We start from the raw sequence: 6556 nt of genomic DNA on the forward strand, positions 1-6556 counted from the left end.
TGACCCATGGCCCGCCGTTGCTGGCGGTGGTCGCCATCGTGTTCCCGTCCCTGATCGAGCTGCTGGGCACGGTCGCTTTTCTGTGGTGGATACCGAAGAAGCTGTTTCCCGCATCGGCTGGCCGCTGATCTTGCCGGTGGAGCGCAGGCGGCCCGCCTGCCTTTGCGCGTAGCGCGAACCCTCATGCGGGCGGGCCGCCCGCGCCCCAAGAAGCGTCTCTGCCTAAGTTTTAAACTTTATGGCGTTCTAGTCCTTCACCTTCCAGTACCCCCGAGTGCCGCCAATACGTTCGATAACGTTGGCTTCTTTCAGTTTTTCGAGGTGTTTTTTAACAGCGGAATCATTGATGCCCAGCTCACTGGCCATCTGACGGTACGGCATGCGGGGGTTTTGCTTGATCAGCTCCAGCACCGCTTGCTGGCGTTCGGTCAACACCGCTTGAGCCACCTCTGAGCCACCGATTGAGCCACCTATTGCGTCAAGTCCGGCTCGGTGAAACTCAATATCGAAAAAATCGCCGGTTTCGGCAAAGGTGGGCTCCGGGTTGCCCGCCTGGGTGCACAAGGCGCGGATACGGGCGATGCCGCTGCCCCACTGTTCGATGTAGCCCAGCTCCTTGAAAACCCGGGCGATAACCTTGTTGCGGAGCTCCGAGCGGCCCTGCAGGGCTTCATCCAGCGTCAGGCCATTGGGCAGGCCGCCGGGAGACACGATGTTCACGGCATCGTCGTAGATGCCCAGCTTGATGTCCCGGCCGGCATTGCTGTAATCCCGGTGCACCACGGCGTTAACCAGGGCTTCGCGGATGGCGGCAATGGGAATTTCGTAGGTTTCGGTGCGCTGCAGGCCGAGGATTTCCGCTTTCAGGTGCAGGTGGTTCTTGATAAAGCCTTCCGCCTGGGCCAACTGGCCGAACAGGTCGCCGGTGTATTCCTTCTTGTCCAGAAACACCGTCATGTCGGTGCCCTTGAACCGGCTGCACTTGATTTCCACCTGTTCGTACCGGCCGAGCAGGATCATCAGCCCGTGGGTGGGGTACTCCCGGCCCTGCTCGGTCTTGATCAGCTTAAGGCCATGCATCTTTTGCCTGTCCAGCGGTTTGCCGACCTGCCGGAAGGCCTGCTGCAAGGGGCCCAGGTCCAGTTGTTCCAAGTTGCTATCCCAGGCTGGCTGCTCGTCGAAGCTCTGGTGCAGGCGCTGGCATTCCAGCTCGTGGATCATCTCCTGGCTGGCCTGGCGGTTGGTGGCGCCCAGCCGCACAAAAACGCCCTTTTCGCGCCCCTGGCGTTTCAGGTAGTAAGGCAACTGGCTGCCCCGGTGAACCTGCACCACCAGCAGGGTTTGGCCTTGCAGGGTTTCCAGGTAGATATTGGGCAGCAGCGTGGGCTGGCAAAGGTCGTGCACCAGGGAAGCGATCTGATCCATCAGCTCGAATTCATCCGCCTGCAGGCCGACGATCTGGCGTTGATCGTCCACGCCCAGCACCAGTTTACCGCCGGCGGTATTGGCAAAGGCCACCATGGTTTTGGCCAACTGCTCGCCCTTGGGCAACTGCCGCTTGAACTCCAGGGTTTTGCCTTCACCCTGCTGGATATCGTGCCAGAGGGGGTGTTCAGCGCTCATGTTCCAACCCTCCCGGATACGGTTCGATCCCGGCGTCCGGCTCACCCGGAAATGGCTGCCCGGTGTGATTCATGTTGTCCCCCAAGGTGCACCGCAAAGCACGGAAGTTGTCCGACCCCGGACATCCTACCCCGAGCCGGACAGGGCTGGAACATCAAAAAGCGGCTCCGCTGAACAGCCGCCCCGGATAACCGCCGGCAAGGTCGTTGTTTGGCATGGCCTTTTGCCATCATAATTACATCACTTAAGCCATTGGCTTTCACTTCAACGAGCAGCGTTATCCCGTGGATAGATTGGTTCAGATTTTCAGCAATCCGGCCCTGATCTGGACACTGGGCATTTTCAGCCTGGTGTGCTTTATCGGCTCGCTGCTGGTGATCCCCTGGCTGGTGCTGCGGATCCCGGCGGATTACTTTTCCGGCGAGTACCGCCACCGGGTGCCCTGGGCCAAGCAGCACCCGGTGATCCGCTGGCTGCTGCTGATCCTGAAGAACCTGCTGGGCCTGGTGCTTCTGCTGATGGGCATCGCCATGCTGGTATTACCGGGGCAGGGCTTGCTGACCATACTGATCGCCCTGGTGTTTTTGAACTTTCCGGGCAAGTACCGGCTGGAGCGCCGGATCTTTATGATCCCCTCCGTGCGCCAGGGCGTGGACTGGCTGCGCCGCCGGGCCGGGCGCCCGCCGTTGATTTTTAAAGATTAGGCAGCAGAGACGCCGCCTTAACCTCCACCGCCCTCCTGTTCCCCACTTTATCCTCCAGCCCTATGCCGGTTTGTGCCAGCCGGCACGCCTCTCAAGGGCGGAACCGAGCAACTGTCTCGCTGATCACAGTCCCACCACCACCCAAGGCAAAGGGACTATTTTGCATTGCCTTTTGCAGCACGGGCGGTTAACAATAAGAGCCAAACGGGGAAGCAGGGATGCGCTTATGCCAGGATCAGCGACGGGCGGTAGCGTCGAAAATTTTAACAACTTATACAGTGTTAATGGCATAAAGTGCTGTACACGTATCGATAACACTCATCGGATGTCTCGTTTTCTCCATCGCGATTTATAAAACCCATTTGAGATCATAAGCTTATAATTTAGCCTTGCACGTAAATGCGCCTGATGATGGAGTTATTGAGCAGTCCCGATTCTTGCAGCAAGCTGGATACGAAAAACCTATGCTTTTCTTTTAATATCAACACATTATAATCGCTTAGGAAAACTGGACCGATGAGTAAAATCGAGCCAGGTCAATATACAATTGTTAGAAGGTACACATGGATAGAATCATAGATATTCTGAAAATTTTGGTTACCAAAAGTCTTAAGTCTGTCGGGTTTATTCTCGTTGCCGGCGGAATTGCGGCGATCAATCCTGATTTAATTTTGGCTCTTTTGCTTCTATTTGTAGAGCTCAATACACAAGAGCCATTTCAGGGTAATGACATTGCCGGCTGGATAATGATTGGTCTTGGGATATCGTTGTTTTTACTTGATTACTATCTTTATAGGGATGAGAGCTCTAGGAGGAAAAGAGATGTAAGTAATTTTAATGCCTTGGAGTCTATTGCAAGTTACGAGGACATTGATGGCTCACTTAATCATGTTGCCGCGAACCATTGCTTGTTCCCTTCACATCAAGACTTGTTTGATGAATACCATTCAGAAATATCTAAGTACAATGCTACATATTGGAATTCTTCCCTAGAGAAAAATAGGAAAAAGGTGCAATCGACACTCTCAGAAGCAATAGCATATTTTCAAACCAACTATTTTGATATTGGTGGAAATCGGTTGATGCTTCAACCAGATTTGCGTAAAACAAATGAATACGATGCTTACGTAAGTAAAGAGCATAAACTGATTGAAGAGTTTCGACGTAGTTACATTAAATTCAAGAATGTCGCAAAAAAGAAGCTCAAACTATGAAATCTTCTAACAAGGCCATCAAACATCACTCCCTGCGGTCGCCGGACGCTCGCAAGCTCGCGCCGTTTATGGCGGCGTTAGCTTTCACATCATAAACGGAGTTTAAAATGGACGATTACGCAGTAGTCAATACAAAAGAAGAATTAAAACTGGCGGTAGAACGGGGGACTCGTCAAATTATCATCACTAATCCAGACTTAGCTTCAAATATTAAAACAGTTAAAACTGCTTCTAAAGCCGCATTGGTAACAGCTATCGGAGCAGCAGGTGTCGCAGCGACCAATTTTTGGAATCCTGTTGGTTGGGGCGCTGGTGCAGTAGGTTTAGTAGCGGGTGGATCAACACTAACAGCTATAATAGCTCTTGGTGTTGGCGCGACTCTTATTTACGCAATCTACAACGGCTACTCGATCAAAGGAAAGACCAAGGTTAAAACACCAGACGGAACAGAGTACGAAGCAGAAATAGTAATGGAAAAGAATTGAGGTGATTTATGGCAGGGTTTTATCCAGGTCCACCTTATTTTTTCGTTTGTAAAAGCTGTGGCAATAGGTTTCAGAGAAAAATCAAAATTGGAGTGATTTGCCCAAGTTGCAAATCCTTAAGAGTTGTCTCTGATAAGTCTGTATGCAAATAAAAGCTAACAAGCCACTGCATTCGGAAAATTTTACTCGCTCCGCTCCTAAAATTCCGGTGAGTGGAGCGTTATGAATAGAGGATAAGAGTTGCTCAATTTCAAAGATATTCCCCTAGCAAATACTGGTAATGGAGACCAAGATGCTTGGGAGCTTTTTTCTCGTGATTTCCTCAGCCTTAGAGGTTACAAGATCGTTGGAGAACCTAGCAGAGGGCCAGACGGAGGTATTGATATCGCTGTAGAAGAAAGTAGGCCCGGTATTGATGGAGAAACGATTGTACGATACTTAGTTAGCTGTAAGCACTATGCACATAGCGGAAAAGCAGTTTCGGACTTAATTGAAAATAACATCACAGATAGGCTTAAACGCCATAAATGTTCGGGTTTCATCGGTTTCTACTCCACTCTACCATCAACAACGCTCGCGAGTGCTCTAAGAGACTTGGAGATTGAGCACACAGTCTACGATTATAAAAAAATTGAAATGTTTTTGATGAAGATGGCAGGGGGATTTGATCTAGTTAAAAGATATTTTCCTTCATATAGTAATGCTTACCTAGCTCAAGATGCGGCAGTTATCCAAACCTATAATGAGGATGATCTCACTGAAGAAAATGGAATATTCAGCATTTCCATTCCGGGCCATGGGACTATTTTATCCGGCATAAAGCAAGATGTTATAAATGGTGCAAATGAACTTGTGATGCATCAATATTCTCACGGTCCTTTCCTTTCTGCGTGGAAAGATGGCGTGAAGCTTTTCCCAAATTACTTCCATATCCCTGAAGCAGGGATAGATGCAGCAGATAAGGTAAATAATTTGGCCCCCAAGTGGGAGATGCAGGAACAACTCCATAAGATAAAGCCTATGCAAAGAGTATTTGTTGCCTGTATGTGGAGTTTCTTTGATACTGAGAAAGGACAGTCAATCCTTGAACAACTCGTCTACCATAATTTTGCAGCAATAGGACAAGTAACAAATACAGAGCGCCGGCATATATTGGCGAGGCTTATAGCATATGCACTGCCGTCAGTAAATTCATAACAAGCAAAGGCAATCGGACGTGGACAGCTTGGATTTCGCTTCGCGATTTCAGCCAAAGCTGTAAAATCCTGTTAGCAAAACGTTAGCGGAAAAAGCTATTTCAGTGGGTTAGTCTAGAATTTCTAAAATCATCTATTGCGAGGCGCACATGGCATTCAGAAAACCGATAACAACTCTTGGCGGATTGATGTGGTGGACAAACATTCGCCAAGATAAGTATTTCATCATGCAAGAGCACAAGGTTGGGCTTCCGGCATGGCCATACAAATACCGAATTACCTTGCGTGAAAATAGAATGGAAATAGCAAATTCGAACGACCCAGAAGAAATTGATATGGATTGGGAGTATTTGAAGGAGAATATCGTGCCACAATTGGATAAAAAGATCGACATTGGCGATGCTATTTCAAGCATTGATTGGGTCGAACTGATTAACGCTGGCATCAAAAAAATATGAGCAACAGGCTAATTGTCTTGGTTCATGGATTTAACAAAAACCGAGATGATATGCGCTTTCTACACCGGCGACTGAGTTCACTAGGATTCAATGTGATTTCTGTCGATTTGCCAACGACCTTCGGAACAATTGATGACGCCGTTAACTCTTTGCACCTTCAGGTTTCGCATCAAATATCAAATGCTAGACCGGTATCCTTTGTGGCGCACAGCATGGGCGGGCTTATAGTCCGAAGGTTTTCAGAAAAATACCATCAGATGGATTTGGATAATATGGTATTCATCGCAACCCCTCATCGTGGTTCTAAACTTGCGGACATTGCAAATGCTATTCCGGGCTATTCTTTCTTATTCAAGCCAATCAAAAGCCTGCTTTCGGAGAGTAGGTATTCTACGTTCCCCAGCGCCAGAAGCTTCAAGATCGGAATTATTGCGGGGAATAGGAATAGTGGTGTTCTGGGTGGGTTATTTCTTTCTCCAGAGAGCGATGGGCGTGTAGAGGTGGATGCAACTCGGGCTAGTGATGTAGATGACTTTATTGTGGTTCCGTTCGGGCATCAAGAAATTCATCAACAAGCATTAACTGCGGAATTGGTCGTTCATTTTCTGAAATGTGGGAATTTCAACCTGAAGAATGTCGATTGAGTCATTGAAGAGTTTGCCGCTAACCATTCGTGCAGGCGCGACGGCCCTGACGGGCCGCGGCCTGAGCTCAAACATTATGCATTAAGGAGGTAGTCTGTTGAAAGGTGTAAGCATCATGGGCTTTGTCGCACCGATGATTGCACTGTTCATCGCTATCCGAGCTACCCACAAAAAGTAACCCCTTTCACACCAGAATCACGCTAGCTCATTCCCCCTCCCCGCTCCCCAACAG

General features: G+C 49.1%; 7 protein-coding genes. 6 read left to right on the forward strand and 1 reads right to left on the reverse strand.

Going from position 1 to position 6556, the window contains the following annotated elements:
• Positions 1 to 246: 246 nt before the first annotated feature.
• Positions 247 to 1623: an AlbA family DNA-binding domain-containing protein gene (locus CGX12_RS18450; RefSeq protein ID WP_094041336.1), complete on the reverse strand. Its 1377-nt coding sequence runs from the start codon at positions 1621 to 1623 to the stop codon at positions 247 to 249.
• A gap of 284 nt (positions 1624 to 1907) precedes the next feature.
• Here CGX12_RS18450 and CGX12_RS18455 point away from each other — a divergent pair, with 284 nt between their 5' ends.
• From CGX12_RS18455 to CGX12_RS18470, 6 genes are all read left to right on the forward strand, one after another.
• Positions 1908 to 2327 carry a PGPGW domain-containing protein gene (locus CGX12_RS18455; RefSeq protein ID WP_094041338.1) on the forward strand — a complete coding sequence of 140 codons (420 nt, stop codon included), beginning with the start codon at positions 1908 to 1910 and terminating at the stop codon, positions 2325 to 2327.
• A 563-nt stretch (positions 2328 to 2890) separates the two neighbouring features.
• A complete protein-coding gene (locus tag CGX12_RS19690; RefSeq protein ID WP_142995694.1) occupies positions 2891 to 3541 on the forward strand; it encodes a hypothetical protein in 651 nt (216 codons plus the stop codon).
• A 107-nt stretch (positions 3542 to 3648) separates the two neighbouring features.
• Entirely contained in the window at positions 3649 to 4026 is a 378-nt protein-coding gene (locus CGX12_RS19695) for a PM1101 family membrane protein (RefSeq protein ID WP_142995695.1), read from the forward strand.
• 240 nt (positions 4027 to 4266) lie between these two features.
• On the forward strand, positions 4267 to 5223 hold the full coding sequence (locus CGX12_RS19700; RefSeq protein WP_142995696.1) for a restriction endonuclease: 957 nt from the start codon (positions 4267 to 4269) through the stop codon (positions 5221 to 5223).
• Positions 5224 to 5371: 148 nt separating this feature from the next.
• Positions 5372 to 5680, forward strand: coding sequence for a hypothetical protein (locus CGX12_RS18465; RefSeq protein ID WP_094041341.1), 309 nt, complete (start codon positions 5372 to 5374; stop codon positions 5678 to 5680).
• Positions 5677 to 6324: an alpha/beta fold hydrolase gene (locus tag CGX12_RS18470; protein WP_094041342.1), complete on the forward strand. Its 648-nt coding sequence runs from the start codon at positions 5677 to 5679 to the stop codon at positions 6322 to 6324. The genes CGX12_RS18465 and CGX12_RS18470 overlap by 4 nt, the downstream gene beginning before the upstream one ends.
• Positions 6325 to 6556: the final 232 nt, after the last annotated feature.

This window comes from Zobellella denitrificans, assembly GCF_002237365.1.
Lineage (GTDB): Bacteria > Pseudomonadota > Gammaproteobacteria > Enterobacterales > Aeromonadaceae > Oceanimonas > Oceanimonas denitrificans.

Coding starts and splice junctions, on each gene's coding strand:
- CGX12_RS18450 (WP_094041336.1), bottom strand. CDS start 1,623: ATGAGCGCTGAACACCCCCTCTGGCACGATATCCAGCAGGGTGAAGGC.
- CGX12_RS19690 (WP_142995694.1), top strand. CDS start 2,891: ATGGATAGAATCATAGATATTCTGAAAATTTTGGTTACCAAAAGTCTT.
- CGX12_RS19695 (WP_142995695.1), top strand. CDS start 3,649: ATGGACGATTACGCAGTAGTCAATACAAAAGAAGAATTAAAACTGGCG.
- CGX12_RS18465 (WP_094041341.1), top strand. CDS start 5,372: ATGGCATTCAGAAAACCGATAACAACTCTTGGCGGATTGATGTGGTGG.
- CGX12_RS18470 (WP_094041342.1), top strand. CDS start 5,677: ATGAGCAACAGGCTAATTGTCTTGGTTCATGGATTTAACAAAAACCGA.